The sequence below is a fragment of the Paenibacillus sp. J22P51 genome, assembly GCF_059692215.1.
Genome location: NZ_JCAUAZ010000002.1, coordinates 832,336 through 849,709, shown reverse-complemented (window position 1 = coordinate 849,709; position 17,374 = coordinate 832,336). Strand labels below are relative to the sequence as shown.

Annotated in this window: 13 protein-coding genes; all 13 read right to left on the bottom strand. The window is 43.0% G+C overall.

Features of this window, described 5'->3' with window-relative positions; genetic code table 11:
• Positions 1-14: 14 nt before the first annotated feature.
• Positions 15-1,565 carry an ABC transporter substrate-binding protein gene (locus AC58QC_RS08055; protein WP_497414657.1) on the bottom strand — a complete coding sequence of 517 codons (1,551 nt, stop codon included), beginning with the start codon at positions 1,563-1,565 and terminating at the stop codon, positions 15-17.
• Between the two features lie 83 nt (positions 1,566-1,648).
• On the bottom strand, positions 1,649-2,533 hold the full coding sequence (locus tag AC58QC_RS08050) for a carbohydrate ABC transporter permease (protein WP_497414656.1): 885 nt from the start codon (positions 2,531-2,533) through the stop codon (positions 1,649-1,651).
• 20 nt (positions 2,534-2,553) lie between these two features.
• Entirely contained in the window at positions 2,554-3,417 is an 864-nt protein-coding gene (locus AC58QC_RS08045; protein WP_497414655.1) for an ABC transporter permease, read from the bottom strand.
• 300 nt (positions 3,418-3,717) lie between these two features.
• On the bottom strand, positions 3,718-5,913 hold the full coding sequence (locus AC58QC_RS08040) for a helix-turn-helix domain-containing protein (protein ID WP_497414654.1): 2,196 nt from the start codon (positions 5,911-5,913) through the stop codon (positions 3,718-3,720).
• A 306-nt stretch (positions 5,914-6,219) separates the two neighbouring features.
• Positions 6,220-6,978: a DeoR/GlpR family DNA-binding transcription regulator gene (locus AC58QC_RS08035; RefSeq protein ID WP_497414653.1), complete on the bottom strand. Its 759-nt coding sequence runs from the start codon at positions 6,976-6,978 to the stop codon at positions 6,220-6,222.
• A gap of 31 nt (positions 6,979-7,009) precedes the next feature.
• Positions 7,010-7,555 carry a D-lyxose/D-mannose family sugar isomerase gene (locus tag AC58QC_RS08030; RefSeq protein WP_497414652.1) on the bottom strand — a complete coding sequence of 182 codons (546 nt, stop codon included), beginning with the start codon at positions 7,553-7,555 and terminating at the stop codon, positions 7,010-7,012.
• 3 nt (positions 7,556-7,558) lie between these two features.
• Positions 7,559-8,782, bottom strand: a complete 1,224-nt coding sequence (locus AC58QC_RS08025; RefSeq protein WP_497414651.1) for a carbohydrate kinase family protein — start codon at positions 8,780-8,782, stop codon at positions 7,559-7,561.
• Between the two features lie 2 nt (positions 8,783-8,784).
• Positions 8,785-9,942: a Gfo/Idh/MocA family protein gene (locus AC58QC_RS08020; protein ID WP_497414650.1), complete on the bottom strand. Its 1,158-nt coding sequence runs from the start codon at positions 9,940-9,942 to the stop codon at positions 8,785-8,787.
• A gap of 27 nt (positions 9,943-9,969) precedes the next feature.
• Positions 9,970-10,803, bottom strand: coding sequence for a class I fructose-bisphosphate aldolase (locus AC58QC_RS08015; RefSeq protein ID WP_497414649.1), 834 nt, complete (start codon positions 10,801-10,803; stop codon positions 9,970-9,972).
• An 84-nt stretch (positions 10,804-10,887) separates the two neighbouring features.
• Positions 10,888-12,819 (bottom strand): DUF8034 domain-containing protein, encoded by a 1,932-nt coding sequence (locus AC58QC_RS08010; RefSeq protein WP_497414648.1) that lies wholly within the window; start codon positions 12,817-12,819, stop codon positions 10,888-10,890.
• Positions 12,820-12,850: 31 nt separating this feature from the next.
• Complete coding sequence (locus AC58QC_RS08005; protein WP_497414647.1) at positions 12,851-13,750, bottom strand: aldo/keto reductase; 900 nt, start codon at positions 13,748-13,750, stop codon at positions 12,851-12,853.
• A 170-nt stretch (positions 13,751-13,920) separates the two neighbouring features.
• Positions 13,921-16,182, bottom strand: coding sequence for an AraC family transcriptional regulator (locus AC58QC_RS08000; RefSeq protein ID WP_497414646.1), 2,262 nt, complete (start codon positions 16,180-16,182; stop codon positions 13,921-13,923).
• A 371-nt stretch (positions 16,183-16,553) separates the two neighbouring features.
• Positions 16,554-17,360 (bottom strand): sugar phosphate isomerase/epimerase family protein, encoded by an 807-nt coding sequence (locus AC58QC_RS07995; protein WP_497414645.1) that lies wholly within the window; start codon positions 17,358-17,360, stop codon positions 16,554-16,556.
• Positions 17,361-17,374 lie beyond the last annotated feature (14 nt).

Sequence of the window (17,374 nt, the reverse complement as noted above, 5' to 3'; positions counted from 1 at the left end):
TTATCGTTCCATGCCTATTTTTTACTAGCCATAAACGCATCCAGCTGTTTCTGAACTTCAGCAATCGCTTTATCGATGCCGGCCTGTTTCATTTTTTCTTTAAATTGCGGCAATACTTTATCCACATCGGCAGTACCGCTTTTTAATACCGTTCCAAATTCAGCATTTACGCTATCAAGGGAAGCAACCTCTGTTTTAATCGTACTCGTATCAAAGAGGAAGCCCATCGCAGGGAATCTCAACGTAACATCCTTATCATAGTCTTTATAGGCTTCAAAGAACCCCTTCACATCCGTGCCTTTGGACTTCATAAATTTCGGATTTTGCCAGATCCATTCAAATGGCAAGTAAGGAGGTTTAGCAGGGTCAACGCCAGCTGGGAAGTTCACTGCGCCGTCTTTGATGACATAATGTTTGCCCTCAACCCCTAAAGTTAAGAGATCGTAGTTTTGCTGGTTTTTTTGGAACCAGTTTAGGAACGCAACCGCCTTCTCAATATTCTTGCTTCCTGCTGCTATACTTTGGTAGTTCCAGGTGGTTACCTCTTGGTAGACCTTAGGCGTGATCTGAATTCTGACGAATTCGACTTGAGCGCCTGGTATGGCGGATGCAGTCCTTGCATTGATATTGTACTCCGGTAGATCTCCTATCACGGAAGCTGCTTTACCTGCGGCAAAAGCCGCCCGGAAATCCTTGATCGATAAGACATCCTTCGAAATATATCCTTTGTTGAACAGTTCCCTATGGAAGTCCAGCCCTTTTTTGTACGCTGGCGTATCCAATATATTCTCGGCCTTCATCGTGTTCATATCGATCCCAACACCGCTTGGTAATCCGCGAACAAATTCTTCTTTGAAGTTTAAGTCAAAGGAGGTGTTGCTTTGGCTCAGCGGTATGATTTCAGGATTGTTCTTCTTCACTGCTGCGTAGAACGCTAACAAATCATCCAATGTTTTGATTTCTGGCAGTGCGTATTTTTCCCTTAAATCTTTCCGAATCGTGAATGTGGCATAGCCGGCAGCCGTGCCAATCTGAGCTGCGGGCACACCGTAGGTTTTACCCTTCACTTGAACGACAGGCCAGTAGTAATCTGGAATATTCGCTTTTAAATCTTTACCTACCTTAGCAATCGCATCGTCAAGCGCTGCGACGGAATTAGAGCTGATCAGTTGGGCAAGCAGCTCCGGATGCGTCCAGAGAATATCTATGTTTCCACCTGTCGAAGTCATCACTTTGACTTTCGTTGCATAATCGTCCCATGGCACGTAAGTATAGTTGAGTTTAACATTAAGCTCATCTTTGACAGCTTTCTCAATCGCTGCATTTACAGCGGCTTGATCAGGCTGCGGATCCCCAGGAAACACAATGTTTAAGGTCACTTGTTCAATTGGCTTTGCTGTTGCTACAGGCTGAGCAGTTGCCGTTGTGGCCGTACTGGCGGCAGGTGTAGCTGGTGCAGGAGTGGATTCGGACGAATTGGAAGAACAGGCTGCAAGTGTTGCCATCGTAGTAATCATCATCGTGGAAACCAATATCTTGGAACCTTTCGTTTTTTGTCCTGACATGTTTTGAACCTCCCATTTTTTATTGTTTCGGGTGAAATTTATATATATAAACGGCGTTTAACCGCGTATATCGAATCTTCAAGCTACCCTTTTACGCCACCGACCGTTAAGCCTTTAATAAAATATTTTTGCACGAACGGGTAGACAAAGATGATCGGCCCGATTGTCACAATCGTAATGGCCATTTTGATCGATTCTGCGGGAACAGCTGAAGCTGCATACGTACTGCCAACACCTCCAGAAGAGATATACTGCATACTGGATAAGACCATTCGCAGTAAATACTGTACCGGATACAGTTTCTGATCATTAATCAACAAGAGTGGAAGCCACCAATCATTCCAATATTGCAGCGCATAGAACAATCCGACCGTCATAACCCCAGGCAGGGCTAAAGGGAATACGATCTTAAACAAAATGTTGACTTCACTAGCGCCATCTATTCTTGCCGATTCCAACATCGCATCGTCAATCGTCGAGAAAAAGTTCCTCAGCAGAAACATGTTCCATGCGTTTACCGTGTAGGGCAGAATAAGTCCCCAAATCGTATCGCCAAGATGCAAATATTTCGTCGTAACGATATACCATGGCACCAACCCCCCATTGAACAGAATCGTAAAGAAAACAATAAACGATAGGCTATTCCGAAATTTCAATTCTTTTCTAGACAGTGAATACGCAAGTAATCCAGTTATGATCATACTGAAAGCGGTACCAACAACAGTTACAAAAATAGTCACCCAATACGCCTTTCCTATCGATGAATTCCCCGAAAAAATGTAAGCGTATGCCTTTAAGGAAAAAACATGAGGAAGAATGCTGTAACCGTTCAACTGCAAATATTTCTCATCCGTTATGGAGCCGGAGAACATGATGAAAAAGGGGATGACACAGAGCAAGGCCAGCAATGATAAAAACACATACGCTGAATACATCACGATTTTATCCTGCACATAGTTATTTTTCATTCACTATCTCCTAAACGTAGTTAGAATAATGAACCTTCGCTTTTGTACTTTTTGACAATCGCATTGAATCCCAGCACCAAGATAAATCCAACCAAGGATTGATATAGCCCCGCGGCAGATGACATCCCTGCATCACCAATGGTTCGTAAGGAACGATAGACGAACGTATCAATGACATCCGTTGTGGCATACAGACTCGCATTATCACCAACGAGCGCATAGATCATGCCGAAATCCCCGTAAAAAATCCTCCCGACTGACAACAGCACCATAATGGTTATTGTCGGTGAAATAACGGGCAGCGTAATATAACGAATTTGTTGTAATTTCGTAGCGCCATCCAATGCTGCGGATTCAAAATACTCCATGTTCACGCCCGTTATTGCTGCAATGTAAATTACAGTCAGAAAGCCTGCATACTTCCAAATCGAAAATAAAACGAGAATACCCGGCCATAAGTCCGCGCGCTGACCCCACGCTACCTGAGGCATATGGAGAAACGCCAGAATACTGTTGAGCAAACCACCTTCAGAAGCAAACAAATTGTAGGCAAAAACGCTTACCACGATCCATGAGATGAAATATGGCAAAAAGATAAAGGACTGGGTCACCTTTTTAAAAAACTTGGAACTGACTTCATTAAGAAATAGGGCAGTGACGATAGCGATTGCTTGTTGAAAGAAGATAAACATGGAATTCAAGAAAACGGTGTTCCATGTAACTCTTAGCACTTTATCGCTGCTGAATAGGAATTTAAAATTATCAAAACCCACCCATTTGCTGCCTAATATACCCAAATTCACTTTATAATCTTTAAATGCTACGATAATGCCGGCCATAGGCAGATAAGCAAATAAGAGAAAATATAGTAACCCAGGTAGCATAAAAAGATATAGGGCTTTGTTTTTTGAAATATCCAGCAGAACCTCAAATACGATGAATTTCCTTTTTCTGATTTGGCTCCTCCACCTTTCTCCGGCCGCTTGCTGCTTGGCTGTTTACACCGTTAGTCTATAAGTGTTTGAGCAAATTTGGAAGTTAAAAGACTATACATGGTTTATATTTGCATACTTCTAGGCCGATAAATTAGATACCCCGGTTGCAAAAACATACTTGTTCTAACGAAAAGGCCACTCCTTGGTGAAAATAGGACGTGGCCTTGGAAGTTTCAATTATAATAGCTCTCAGATTTTCAATTTATTTCTATATTCGCTCGGGGACATTCCGGTATGTTTTTTGAATAGCGTGACGAAATAGGACGGGTTGTTAAAGCCAACTTTACTGCCCACTTCTTTAATGGCGATTTGATCTTGTTCCAAATAGGCCTTTGACTTATTTAATCTCATTTCCGTGATGTATTCTGAGAACGATTGGTTAAATAGCTCCTTAAAGAGCCTCCCAAAATACATCGGATTATAGTCAAATCGATTCGCAACCATCTCAACGGACAACTCCGTATTGGCGTAACAGCCTTCAACGAAACCGCGGATTCTCTCTAGGAGGTCAGAATTTAGGTGCTTTCTTTTCTCCTTAATTCGTTGCATGTCATGAAGAATATATTGAGCGAACCAAAGCTTCATCTGCTCTAACGTCTCCAATTGCCTTAGTTTGCTAACCGCATTGTTAAAGTTCGTTAGAAGGTCATCCTTTACATCATGGATTGAAAGCTCAGTCGTAATAAACACCGTAAGCAATAGATGATTAACCGATAGCTTAATCAATTCGTATTGGCATTCTTTTAAAGCATTAAAAATATCATCCAGTGCTCCCCTAATATGCTCCTCTTTACCTAGCTTGATTGCATCCAAAAGCGTTTTTAAATGCTGCTGCGGATAATCAAACTCATGCTTCAAATTAGCACAGACCGCCTCATACGTTAGAATACTTTCTAAGCCATACACAATTCGATAATCCGCTGCTTCCAACGCTTCTTGAAACGATGTGTGGAATTTCGCTGTATCATTTACATATGTCCCCCAGGCTGCAGTGACAGAAGCATCCATAGCTTGTTTGAACTGTTCTTGCAGCCTTTTTATTATATCTATTAAGAGTTGATTATGATTGGAAGCGTTGTCATGATTGATCAACAAAACGATATCTTTATTAATTTCAAGTGATTCATAGGCAAAATGTGTGGACATGAGCTCGAAAACCATATTCAACAAGTTCGACCTCATTTGTTTGTGACTTTCTTCTGCAAGCTCTTCTACTTCCAAAGTAGTTGTATCAAAAAGCTCATCTATTCGAAGGATTACGATGCTCGTACCCTCAAGCAAATCGACACGCAAAAGAAACTCAAGTTCGCTGGAAGCCTGCGGTGCCTTTACACCACCCAGGATATCTTTCAAATAATCGACCTTCAGATTGTTCTTTGATTTCTCTTTCATTAATTCCAAGGTTTCAACAAGTCCGCGTAATGGCGATGAAAGCTTCCCGCTCACGAATAAGGAGGCTATCCCGCTAAAAGCAAATAAAATCAAGCTGATCCAGATTACAGTGTTTCGAAGTTGACTGATACTGATGACAGCTGCTTGATAAGGTACAACATGAAAGAAATGCCACCCCAATTTACTAGAAAAACTATGTGTGACCAACACTTCTTCACCGCTGAAGCTGTTGTCTACGAAACTGTTCGTACCTTCCTCCGTCAGACTCTTCTTGATAGTGCCTAGCTCTGAGTAGTCCTTCAAAAATGCGCCGCCTGTTGGATCCGAAATTACTCTGCCGCTTGAATCTAGAATTAGAATGTTCCCTTGATCTAAACTTTCATTCGGATTTATGCCATTACGAACCGCTTTCTCCTTCACATTTACAATGAGAGCATTGAGGATGGCGTCGGTTGATTTATCCCTGTTGTAATAAAAAATAGAATACACATTTTCTTCTTGGCTGCCAGAATTCAGCTTTAATTTGCGGGGCATAAGCCGGATTTTCGTTTTGGGATCGGAGTTTTTCAACATCTCAATAGCTTCCGTATCTATATTCGGATAGTCGCTCGTAAGATATGTGGCCTTATTCCCATTGTATATCCCAATCGAATAAATACTTTCATTGATGAAGATGATATCGTTCAGCTTTTTTAAAGAATTGTTTTCTACAATAGGATCACTCTCAGCGGTATTCATTTGTTGAATGATTGGATAATCGAACGATAGCTGTGCGGAAATTTGCATGGCTTGGTTCATAAGGTACTCGGTAGAATTTTGGCCTTGCATCAGAGTACGATAGGAAATCTCATTGATTTGGCGAATGGCGCTGTTTGAAAAAATGTGAAATAACCAAATCGAAATAATTGAAATTGCAAGCGTTAACAAAAGAATGTACGCGAAAAAAAACTTCGTAAACATGGTTTTGACAGGAAACCTCGTTTGAATGAACATGACACCCCGCCTTACATATTCAATGTATTCTATCTCTACTTCATTTTATATTCTGTCCATCCGTCTTTTACCATTCGTTCACACAAAAAAATCTAACACGTTTCCATTTCCACCAAAAGCTACATCCGCTACAATAAATGCTGCTATGTTATTCTTCGCCATCTATTGTCGACCTCCTCTGTTGTAAACCTACATAAAATAGCTTTTGCAAAAAAATTAGAGATATAGCAACTCGTTCTAACACAATGAAGCCGTTCACTCTTGCTGTTGCAAGGTTGACGGCTTGTGATTAGAGGATCAAATGATTCAGTTACTCGCCACAATGTTCACAGCTTCTTCTTTGAAGGCGTCTTCTAAGACCTGATCAGGTAATTGGTCCGTAATAATGCGGTCCACAGCCTTTATGCTTGCGAAGGAGAACAGGTCCTGCCTGCCAAACTTGGAATGATCCATCACAATATTCACTTCGGATGACTGCTGGATGGCAAGACGTTTGATCTCAGTCTCGTGCATATTGGAGTTGCTGAAGCCATGCTTCAGGCTCACACCTGTTGTTCCAATAAATGCCCTGTTAAATGCCATTTTCTCCAAGGCCTCCGTTGCAATTGGTCCTACAAGTGTAGAAGTTTGGCCCATCAGCATGCCGCCAATAACGATCGTCGAAATCTGCTTACCTTGCAGCTCCGCAGCAATATTGAGTGCATTGGTCACAACCGTAATATGCTGGTTCATCTGTATAAACTTAGCCACCTGGAGCGTTGTCGATCCGCCATCAAGAAAGATAGACTCCCCAGGCTGAATCAGCTGCGCGGCTAGTTTTCCAATCCTTATTTTTTCTTCAATAAAAACGCCGGACCGCTCGTGCAGCGTAATATCATTACCGACTAATATCGCTCCACCGAATGTTCGCTTAATATATCCCCCTTGCTCAAGCTTCTCCATATCTCGGCGCAGGGTCATCTCTGTGACCTCGAACATTTCTTTTAATTCGGCCATTTTGACTTCACCATCGACAGCCATCCGATCCAGAATTTGCTGCTGTCGGTGATTGATTGGGTTTTGCATATGGAAAGCCTCCGTGTCAGTTCTGATCTTACTAGTCTTCTTCAATAAGCGGCATCCGTTCAACGCGCGGGTCGGTGAATATATCAAACTCATCTCGACTGGTGCTGGAAAATTCAGAAACAACCGCGCCATGATCCCCTGCTTGAAACCAATGTTTAATGCCAGGCTCAATTGTATACTGCTCACCTGGAAGTAATTCAATTTCGTGAAACACCGTAAAGTAAGCCTCACTTCCGGCAGGAATTACTGCGTTAAGTACGACAGCTGCTTCACCCTCCACATATAGCCAAACGCTTCCTGAGCGGCAGCGAAACGTTTCCATTTTACCGGGATCATTTCCTACTGGAGGATGTAGATGCTCTGGGCAGGTCTGTCTAGGGAACAAAACTAATTCCTTCGCGCAATAACGGTCTGTATTCACATAGGTAACCAACTCGAGACCTTGAACATCCAATTGCTGGAGCCCGAAACCAGCTACTTCAATGCGCCGAATTTCATCCTCCGTCAACACAATTCCGCTCAACTCCAATAGGTGCGCCGTACGCTCCTGCGCTTGACGAATTTGACTTCTTTTCATGGATTATCGGCTCCTCCGGCTTTTTTTGTGTTGCGGCCCGATCCATACGAGCTGCTCATTCAAGACCCAGTTAGGTAACTCTAACTTCATCTCATGTTTGGCCCAAGCGTTATTTATACGTTCCCAAACCTCAGAACCCGTTCGAATTCCGCTTATCGCATCCGCATGCTCCACATTGAAAGCACCGACACCAAGTGCGGTTTGCAGGATATGCTCAAGCTTCATTCCGTTTAATAAACTATATAAGAATCCTGCAATCGTGCAATCACCAGCTCCTGTTGTGCCAACAACATCAACTTGATAACACGATGAAATCAATTCATTATCCAACCAATTCTCAATCAAATCCTCTGCAGGTGAACATCTTCCCATTGCGGACAGACGAGCCTCGTCACCAGTCGTACGAACATACAGTCCATGCTCGCCTAGCTTTAATCCGACGATTGCGACTCCCATTTCCAATAGTTCCTCTGCTATCTTAGAAAGAAAGTCTCCTGTAGCAAAAGGAAGCAAATCTCCTGAGACTGATTCACGCATCCAAGCCTCATACCGCTCCCGATGAAGCATATAAACAATCTCTTCAAAGCTAGGCAGAAACACATCAACGTAAGGAAGGGCTTTTGTTAATATCGCACGCCAATCCGCGCGCCCAGCATCGGATGCAGGGTCAGGCTTGGCGAGATCAAGGGATACTGTCACCCCACTGCTCTTAACCTTTTCCAGTAAGAAAACCAGCTCATCACCATTATTCTGATACATGCTGCGCATCAAAGGCGGATACCCAAAATGAAACAAACGAGCAGCTTCAAGCTGCTCTACGTGCAGGTCAGCCGCTGAATACGTATCGTTAGCTCCAGTCGAATGCAGAAAGATCCGATCGGTTTGCGGCGGACTAATGACAATAGAGTAAGAGCTGTTTTCACCTGAAGCAATGATCATCCCCTGTGCTAAGGATGGATTGTGACCGCCAAGAATAGATAGTATGGCTTCACCAAATAAATCATTGCCCACTTTGCCCATTAGACTAACCTTGCTGCCGAGGCGATAGAGCGCTATCCCCGTATTGGAAACAGCACCTCCTGTCGAGATCACAGCCTTTCCAACATCAACAAGCTTTCCCGGTACAAATAACGCATCCAAACCTATATGCTGGCCACGAATCGTTGGGATAATATCCAAACAAATATGTCCGGCTACAATCACTTCCGCTTGGCTCTGCCTGGACAAGTTTAGTTCCTCCAGTCAATGGGTATCGTTTGACCTGTTCGATGCGATGCCAATGCCGCTGTAAAGATGATATGGCTATCTCCTGCTTCCTCAGGAGTAGCGCAGTGAAAAGGCTGTTGAATTGCCTTATTGTGAACCAGTTCATCGCAGAAGGCTGCCCACATTTGGAGAATCGAATCGGAGAAGCCAAATTCGAAAATGCCTCCTGTAATCGTAGCGTAGGCTGATTTATATGGCGCATCTGCCACATGCCAAGCCTGAACGCCTCCTGGTGTATAGGGTAAGGATGCTACCTGCTTCGGATTTTTCGTTGTGAATTCGGCAGAGAATGCCGTTCCCGTAATACGAATAAACCAAGTATTGGCATGGCCTGGAGCAATTCGTTTCGTAGACAGCACCATTGGAAACTGCTGGCTCACCGTCTGAACATCACAGGCGAGAATGGCATTATCCCAAGTTTCACATGGCACCATTACCCCATTGCCGTCAGGTCGGTTAGGCACAATTTTGGACAAGAGCGCTCTCACCGATTGGGGCTTCCAACCAAACCGCAATGGCAGATGCAGGACATGCATGCCTAAATCCCCCATGCATCCATATTCGCCATTCGTGGCGATTTGCCTTTTCCAATTAATAGCTTTGGTAGGGTCCAAATCGCTGGAATGCCAAAAGCCGGCCTCCACCTCAATGATTTTCCCGAATTTATTTTCTTTCACCCAAGCCGCAATTTGCTGCGCCCCAGGGAAAAATGGAAACTCCGAAGAGCATCTAACGATAACATGAGGATTCTCTTGAATGGCTTGCTGGATAAGGGAATTCGCCTCTTGATCGATACCGAATGGCTTTTCCCCTAACAAATGTTTACCAGCCTTGATAATGTCTATATAAATTTGAGCATGTAGATTGTGCGGAACGGCACAATAAATGGCATCCACATTCGGATTAGTCAGCAATTCCTTATAATCCGTATAAGCAGCTTCCACACTAGGGACATTCTCTTGAAACCACTGGGTAGCGGAAGCGTTTGCATCACATACGGCTATGATACTTGGCGCAAAATCTACCTGTGTCAAATGACACCAACGGGCAGCCGCGCTAGCGAATTCCTTGCCCATAAGTCCACAGCCAATAACACCAAAGCGAATGATTGTTTTTGACATATACGCATACTCCTTTGTTTGATTTGGTTAGGTGGACAACTGGGCAAGTGCTTGCTCGGCTGTTGCGCCATGATGAACAATAGACATTAAAGCTTTGGTCATTCCTGCAGGATTCGGATGTTGTATGACATTGCGCCCATATACAATTCCCGAAGCGCCTTGCCTCATCAATTCAACCGTACGCGTCATGATTTCTTCATCACTTGCTCGGCCACCCCCGCGCACCAATACAGGAATACCGGAAGCAATCTCAATGACGCGGGCATATTCCTCTACGTGATCGCATGGATCTGCTTTGATGACATCTGCCCCTAGCTCAACCGCCTGCCTAACCAAAGGGAGAATTTTATTGATATCTCCATCTACCATATAACCGCCCTTAGCTTCGTTAGCCAACATAACGAGGGGTTCCACCATCAGAGGCATTCCATACTTTTCACACTCTGTTTTTAGGCGGGAAACGTTCTGAACACATTGATAATGAAGCTCTGGCTGATTCGGCAATAAGAGTAAATTAACGCAAACCGATACGGCATCCATACGAACGGCTTGCTCGATCGCCTGATGAATTAGTTCACTAAACACAAAACGAGGAAGTGTATTTCCATAGATATTTGCTGCGTCAGTACGAAGAACAAGCCCTGGCTTATGCCCGCCAGGAATCGATTGGAGATGTCTCGCCTGACCAATGCTGAGTTGGATACAGTTTGGACCTGCATCCACAATCGTTTCAATCGCTTGCTTCACATTTTCAATGCCGGATAAGAAACTTACCTCATTAAAAAAGCCATGATCAATCGCAACATCAAAGCATTTGCCCTGCTTGCTGAACATCCGGTTAAGTCTAGGTTTCAATGACATCTTAAAGTTTCACCTCACTCATTTTTAATGTTATTTTATAACGATATATGTTTGTTTACAACATATTTTTTTCTTTTCAAACATCTATGTCATTACCCGGGTAATAATTGTATGGTTACTTGGATCCGGCCAAGGCATATCATAAGTTGGGCTATTTACATAACGATCCATTGCTATACATAATGTGACTCCTGTTCCAGCTGGCAATGAAACATGCAACCACTTCCCGTTTACGTCCACAGTTCCGGTCACATCACCATTTCCGTTGACAATCTCCCCATTCCTAAACTGATGTTCACCAAAAACGCCAGCCTGGATAATGAGCTCCCGATCATCAAACGGATTCGTATTAACCAATTGAACGGTCACTGAATCAGCAGTCAGCTTCTCTACTAAAGCGGATACGCCAGCTGGCAATCCCGGTCTCTTCGCTCCAGCATCAAAATATCGAACGCGCCCATGCTGCAAACCCCCATGAGAGATGTGCATAGGTCCGCCCAGTGTTAGCTGCACAAGACCTTCAAAGTAGAGAGGGCACATTTCCTGCCAAATGTGTATGGCAGAGTAAATACCTTCGTTATAGTGCTCTGTCCAGCTATACGGATCACCTTCTGGTGCTCTCATTTTGGCTAGCTGATTGCCAATCATCGCGTAATTCGCTGCTAATATTCGCTCGGGATAATCCGGCAAAAGTCCGCGAATATATTGATACCATGGCTGCGTATTGCCTATATAGTGCTTCGTCTCTCTACCCGTTCTCGGGTCTCTGCCGGAGAACTCAGGTACGATGACCTCATTCCAGTCATGGTCTTTCGGGATGCGTTCGATTCGTTCTAAATCCTCCTCCGCCATGGACATCGACCATAGGTAGACGGGATACTTGGGATTTGCCCCGCGATAATCGGACCAACCACTATCGAAATACTTGTAAGGGACAACCCATTTCCCATCCTGTTCTTTGCGGAGCTCCCAGTTTTTGTCGAGTTGTTCCCTCGCCAACTGCAGCCCATCGAGGTCACCGGTGAGCAAGACCTTATTCATACAGGCGTTCGTAATCGGCTCAAGAATCGTCATGAACCCATGAGGCCATCTCCAGCCATAGTAACCGCCCCACCATTTCCCATCATTGTATTCCCCAATTTGTCCACTAAGCCCGACATTGTCGGGAATAATCCCGCCATTCAAGCGCGCTCGCTCCTGCCAGGCATTCACATAGTCGATCACCCAGCTCTTCAAGCTCTCATCCCCGGAATGCAGAAACGCATGCGTAATTAACCCTGTTGCATTCAAGTTTAACGGCACATCACCGCGATTCATTCGCTCGTTCATCATGGTAATCAGATGGTGATAGACCTCATCATCGCTCCATTGACATTTAAGACTCTGGAAGTCTACGCCTGGAATATCTTCATATGGGGCTAGGTAATCATCCAAGATTCCGCGATGCGTGCTCCAGTCCTCTTCAGACACCTCGAACCGCGGGCCTTTGCTGCCGTTAAGTGGAGATCGAATCAGCTTCAATGCTTTATCATAGTTAGGAGCTTCCGGGTCATCCCCCGTGTACATCGCCGCGAAATTCTTCGCTCGTTGGCGATCCTTCAGCGTTGATGGCCCTGCCAAACCTAAGAAGTACAAATACAAGTAGCCTTCACCATGATGCATCCAGTCATAATACGCATCAAATTCTCGGTGGATTTGCCCGTATTCGGTCCACTGCCACGTAATGCCATCCCATATTTTGCGGGATATTTCGTGCAGCTCACTGCTTCCACCAAGCACATACAAGAGCGCCAAATTCATAAAGCCTTCATAAGGATCATCTGATCCGTCCATCCCCGGCCAATGCTCGAACCAAATGAGCGTGCCGTCCGGATGCGTATATCTAGCCACGAATTCCTTAGCTGCTTTATTCAATGTTTCAAAAAGAAGCTGTTCCTGCAAAGCCCACTGCGGCGGTATTACACGTTCTGAGGCACGAACAAACGGCATAGCATTATCATTTTGAGATACTGTCATTTCACGCTTCCCCTTTTCATTTAAGAATCAACTAGTCAAACAAAGGCTGCCCTTGAAATAAGTTAAAAACCTGTTGCTGATCTGCTACCTCTAAACCTTTTCCATCACAGAAAGACAAATTTGTACGAAGTGTGCTCCGCGAAGATACCCCCGTTAACGTCACATGAATATCCGGATTACTTAAGCTAAATCTCATCGCAGGCTCGATGAGTCCATGCGGGTCCGTCTTTCGCAAGAACGCTAGCTTCTCAATTCGACTTAAGGATTTTAATCGCACATCCTCTTCTAGAAAATGAGCCGGAGCATCTGCCAGCATCCCAAGCCCAAGGACACTTCCGTTAATAACACCCATCTCTTTTCCTTTAGCAAGCGGTATAACTTCATCCTTAGCCGTATGATCGATCAGCATATAACGCGCATAAAATTGAATCGAATCGAACCGATCCGTTATCATGTAGCTCATCAGTAAAGGTAAATTCCGTGTGCTTACACCCAAATAGCGGATCTTACCGTCCTGCCTCAACTTTTCCAATGCAGGAATTGTCTCGTTGATGATTAGCTCATAGGACTGCGTTTCCACATCGTGAATTTGTAAGATATCCATATAATCCGTTTGCAGCCTCTGTAAGCTATCTTCCACGGAACGAATTGTCGTTTTGTAATCATAGCTCATGTCAAATCTCGTGGCTTTGGATGCAAGAACAACTTGATCTCTTCGTCCTGAAAGCGCTTTACCAATGCGACGCTCGGATTCCCCGCTGCCATATTTAGGAGCCGTATCAATGAAATTAATCCCTGAATCAAGCGCTTCATGAATGAGAGTCTGCACTTCAGTTTCATCCGTTTCACCAAAATCGCCGGCAAGTGGAGCGCCCCCCAAGCCTAGTCGAGACACCCTGAGTCCTGTTTTCCCGAAGGTTGTATACTCCATTTTCTTCTCCTCTTTCTTCTCAATTTCTATGTCTTTCGATTATTGTATCACCCATAAAATGGAACACAACCCCTAAAAATATCATTTAGTTCTCCACATTGAAAAATGGAAGTACTGATTGTAACCATTTGTTCTCAAATGAGTGTTAACGCAAAAAAACGCACCTGCGATCATTCCACAAGTACGGATTTTTTGGCATTCGTTCTATAGTGATTAGGTGTTACTCCATACGCCTTCTTAAATAGTGTGAAAAAATGGCTGCGACTTGAGAACCCTGACTTCTCCATAATGTCATTGATCGTCTCTTCGGTTGAGGCAATCTGATCACTTGCATAAGCAAGTCGTACGTTATTCATATAATCGGTTACTGAGATGAGCCGGTGTTTTTTATACAATTTCCCTAGATAGGAGGGTGATAAATTCACTTTCTCCGCGATGGTATCCAAGGATAAAGATAGATTAGCGAAATCCTCGTGAATGATTTGATTCACGTCTTCAAGCAACTTGATGTATTTGTTATCTTTCTTGGATTCCAACTCCATGGACAAATGATCAAACAAATGATAGAAATCGGCTTGAATATCTTCTAACGTTTCCATCTTTTGAAGATTAGCCAGATAGGTGTTGAAATTGAATTTCACCTTGATGGATTGATTCGCTTCTACCACTTCAATCGCGTGACGAATGGATAACAGCATACGAATGAGCACCGAATTGAGAATTGTAAAACTATACTTAGAAGCACTCCCTATCATGAAGGATAATGCTTGCTTGGCTTCGATGAACTGGCCTTGAATCAAGGCATCCGTTAGTTCTTTCTCAAGATCCTGCGGATATTTGAAGTCTTCTGTCACATATTTTATGTTCTCGTTAAAGATGATACACTGGTGACCCAAGATCAATCTGTAATATGATAAATCCAGTGTTTTTAAGTAGTGAAAGTTCAAAGGATATAAGGTCTCAAATACTTCTCCACATGTAATCGATGTTGCTATATTTAAAAACTGTTGTGTGCTAGTTTGAATTTCCTTCGCGAGTGAGACCAGCTGTTCATTCTCAGAAGGATAGAAGTCATCAGATCTGTACTGGATGAGTACTAGAATTTGATCTTCCTCTACCTCAATACATTCATGTTTATAAGCCTTTGAAACCAATTCCGAAACAATATTAACCATTCCGAATTTGAGTAAATTTCGATCTCCCAGATTATATTTTGAACAAAATTCAGAGAATCGATCTATTTTCACCAATAATAGCAAGTAGGAATCGGAAGGTTCGAGATCTACTTTATAGGTATTAAAGCGGGAATGAAGGATATCACCAGAGATGATATCGCCTGAGAGTACCATTTTTCTCAAGAAGTTTTGTTTTCTATAATAGAACTCATTCCTCTTCTCAGACTCCAACACTTTGAAGTTTTGAATAACCAATTTAATTGGAGCGTAAAGCCTTCTGGAAAAATAAAACGATAGTAAGATACTTCCGATAATGAAACAAAGAACAAGGAGATACGTCTTTTTCCTCATTTTCTGTACATCTTGAACGATCACTTGGTACGGTGTAATGCTGATTAATTTCCAATCAAAAGCATCTGTGGCTGCATACGTAACAAATGAATCCACGCCCTCGACATCCATACGCATGGTTCCACTTGGTTCTTTCGAGGTATTTATGACTTTAATGTAGTCTTCTTCATTAAGATCACTAAGCAATGGATGTTTATCATCAGTAGACATCAGCTTACCATCTTGATTGACGATAAAAATGCGATTCTCGTTTTTATGGTCAGATGAGCTAACACTTTTTCTAACCGCTTCTTCCGAAATATTAAGAATAATGGCTTCACTTACTTTGCCGCTTGTAACTTGTGAATCGAAGAAAAGATAAGAATACACATATATTTCTTTCTCGGTAGAGGAAATGCCGTATAGGACATTAGGAATTCGTCTCAGCACCATGCTATGGGATTTATTATGTTGAATGTCATCCAAAATTGGAAATATCCCTTTATCCTCAAAGGAGGAACGATCATAAACAAAACTTGTGCTGGGAATAGCATGTATTTTATTGCCATTGTAGATATAAATAGACTGCAGAAAGGGATATATATTTTTATACGCTTCCAATTTGAGCTGATATTTAGTAAATTCTTCAGAACGAACATCCGAATATAGGATGTCTTTAATGGTATCATCGAAAAAAGCTGTGGTGGAGACTGACTTTGCTGATTGGGCCATAACGCTTACATTCCGACTTGTATTTTGCAGGTCGGTTTTTTGTTGATTGTAGACCATATCCAAGGCAAAATTCTCGAAATTGCGGCTTAAGAATGAGGATTGTACAAAAAGCAGCACCAATGTGCTTAGTAGGAAGGGTAATAGAATAGTAAGGAACAGCTGAAAAGGATTTTTCAGTATGAATTTCTTGAGCATTTCAACAACTCCCCCTATTCAAAGAGTAACACAAGAAATTAAAACAAATCAATTTAAAAAAATATAAAAGGAATAAATACATATTTTTTGAACAAAAGTATCAATTGTTTACTTCTATCTGTATACAAAAAGGTACCCACACCCTAAACACTTTTTTTAAAGTGTCCAGTCTGTGGGTACCAGTTTAACTAATAAAAATTACATTAATTGGCTTTTATGTTTAAAAGTGAGAGTTTCCCTATTGCCCGTATACCTCAACCTCGACGTAGTGGTGGAATCCATTTCCGGTACTGCCATTAGCGTAAAATCTGGAAACAAATCCAACCATTCCGTATTAACGGAATTAGGTTGGTTTTTTATCCTTGATGAATTTATGAATTAATCCACGTTGGAAACTTCATTTGGAGTCTTTGGGACATCCACAAACAAACATCCCAGAGATCGGTCACCGGCTGATTGGTAAACGGCAACGTAGGCATATACCCTGGTGGCCCGAACTCAGTTGTCATCGTAATTGCTGCAGCACCTTGCGATGAGAGAGATTTTACAATTTGCCTCCACCATTCTTCATGTGTTGCAAGCTCGCGTGCATACTCTGGAGCGCCTGGGTGAGAAACCTGTGGACCTTGTGCGAACCCAACACGAGCATGCACATGTATGGCTCGCTTCATAGCGATTTCGAGTGCTTCCAACTGATCTTCGAGCAGCGACTCACAGACACAGCACCAATGACTAAAATCAGCCGTAATTTTAAGCTCCGAAAACTCCTGTAAGAGAGCGGATGTCGTCCAGGGGGTGAACATAGCGCGATGTCGATGTGTTTCATGCGCAACGGGTATGCCTGTTTCTTTTTCGATTTCTATCGCTTGTTCAAAAAACTTAAGTTGTTCCGCCCAGCTCATGCAATCCCTTGCGCTTTGAGAAACAATTAGTTTGGGATGAAATGTTGCCGCTCTCGTAACCAATTCACCGAAAGTCTCTGAGTGATTATCAACAGTCTGTATTTGCGCTATGAAATCCAATTGATACTTGGCGAGGAGCTCCTTAAATAAACTTTCATGCTGAGTGTCAGGAAGGTTCGTTTCCACGCCAGCGTAACCTGCATCTGCAATCTGCTTGAATAACTCCTCATAGGAGCCCTTCATTCCCCAAGTAGATTTAATCAGCTTTAATTCCATGGTGTACTCAACCT

What these genes read in the sequence shown, in the direction of transcription:
- AC58QC_RS07995 (WP_497414645.1), bottom strand. Translation starts at nt 17,360, where the DNA reads ATGGAATTAAAGCTGATTAAATCTACTTGGGGAATGAAGGGCTCCTAT.
- AC58QC_RS08015 (WP_497414649.1), bottom strand. Translation starts at nt 10,803, where the DNA reads ATGTCATTGAAACCTAGACTTAACCGGATGTTCAGCAAGCAGGGCAAA.
- AC58QC_RS08040 (WP_497414654.1), bottom strand. Translation starts at nt 5,913, where the DNA reads ATGTTCATTCAAACGAGGTTTCCTGTCAAAACCATGTTTACGAAGTTT.
- AC58QC_RS08030 (WP_497414652.1), bottom strand. Translation starts at nt 7,555, where the DNA reads ATGAAAAGAAGTCAAATTCGTCAAGCGCAGGAGCGTACGGCGCACCTA.
- AC58QC_RS08035 (WP_497414653.1), bottom strand. Translation starts at nt 6,978, where the DNA reads ATGCAAAACCCAATCAATCACCGACAGCAGCAAATTCTGGATCGGATG.
- AC58QC_RS08020 (WP_497414650.1), bottom strand. Translation starts at nt 9,942, where the DNA reads ATGTCAAAAACAATCATTCGCTTTGGTGTTATTGGCTGTGGACTTATG.
- AC58QC_RS08055 (WP_497414657.1), bottom strand. Translation starts at nt 1,565, where the DNA reads ATGTCAGGACAAAAAACGAAAGGTTCCAAGATATTGGTTTCCACGATG.
- AC58QC_RS08000 (WP_497414646.1), bottom strand. Translation starts at nt 16,182, where the DNA reads ATGCTCAAGAAATTCATACTGAAAAATCCTTTTCAGCTGTTCCTTACT.
- AC58QC_RS08045 (WP_497414655.1), bottom strand. Translation starts at nt 3,417, where the DNA reads ATGCTACCTGGGTTACTATATTTTCTCTTATTTGCTTATCTGCCTATG.
- AC58QC_RS08005 (WP_497414647.1), bottom strand. Translation starts at nt 13,750, where the DNA reads ATGGAGTATACAACCTTCGGGAAAACAGGACTCAGGGTGTCTCGACTA.
- AC58QC_RS08010 (WP_497414648.1), bottom strand. Translation starts at nt 12,819, where the DNA reads ATGACAGTATCTCAAAATGATAATGCTATGCCGTTTGTTCGTGCCTCA.
- AC58QC_RS08050 (WP_497414656.1), bottom strand. Translation starts at nt 2,533, where the DNA reads ATGAAAAATAACTATGTGCAGGATAAAATCGTGATGTATTCAGCGTAT.